We start from the raw sequence: 876 nt of genomic DNA, 5'->3' as shown, positions 1-876 counted from the left end.
TTGGCTTGTGTTGCTAAGTCTAGATTAGTCTAGGATCTTAGATACAACACCAGCACCTACTGTACGACCACCTTCACGGATTGCGAAACGAAGACCTTCTTCCATCGCGATCGGAGCAATTAGCTCAACTTTGAATTTAAGGTTGTCACCAGGCATTACCATTTCTACGCCTTCTGGAAGCTCTACAGCACCAGTTACGTCAGTTGTACGGAAGTAGAACTGTGGACGGTAGCCTTTGAAGAATGGAGTATGACGGCCACCTTCATCTTTAGATAGTACGTATACTTCTGCTTCGAAGTTAACGTGTGGAGTGATTGAACCAGGCTTAGCTAGTACTTGACCACGTTCAACTTCATCACGCTTAGTACCACGTAGAAGAACACCAACGTTCTCACCTGCACGGCCTTCGTCAAGAAGCTTACGGAACATCTCTACACCAGTACAAGTAGTCTTAGTAGTGTCTTTGATACCTACGATTTCTACTTCTTCACCAACTTTAACGATACCTTGCTCTACACGACCAGTTACAACAGTACCACGGCCTGAGATTGAGAATACGTCTTCGATTGGAAGAATGAACGGCTTGTCGATTGCACGCTCTGGCTCTGGGATGTATGAATCAAGCGCTTCACCAAGCTCGATGATTTTCTTTTCCCACTCTGCGTCGCCTTCAAGCGCTTTAAGAGCTGAACCTTGGATAACTGGTAGGTCATCACCTGGGAATTCGTATTCGTTAAGAAGTTCACGAACTTCCATTTCTACTAGCTCTAGAAGCTCTTCATCGTCAACCATGTCACACTTGTTCATGAATACGATGATGTAAGGAATACCAACCTGACGACCAAGTAGGATGTGCTCACGAGTCTGTGGCATAGG

Annotated in this window: 1 protein-coding gene; it reads right to left on the bottom strand. The window is 45.4% G+C overall.

Annotated features, from left to right (window positions below; all coding sequences use genetic code 11):
- Positions 1–24: 24 nt before the first annotated feature.
- The coding region (tuf, locus tag F0261_RS19740; protein ID WP_171338736.1) for an elongation factor Tu at positions 25–876 on the bottom strand (852 nt) is incomplete at its 5' end.

The sequence above is a fragment of the Alteromonas sp. 07-89-2 genome (assembly GCF_013113925.1).
In the GTDB taxonomy this organism is placed as follows: domain Bacteria; phylum Pseudomonadota; class Gammaproteobacteria; order Enterobacterales; family Alteromonadaceae; genus Alteromonas; species Alteromonas macleodii.
This window is presented reverse-complemented; position numbering and strand designations above follow the sequence as displayed.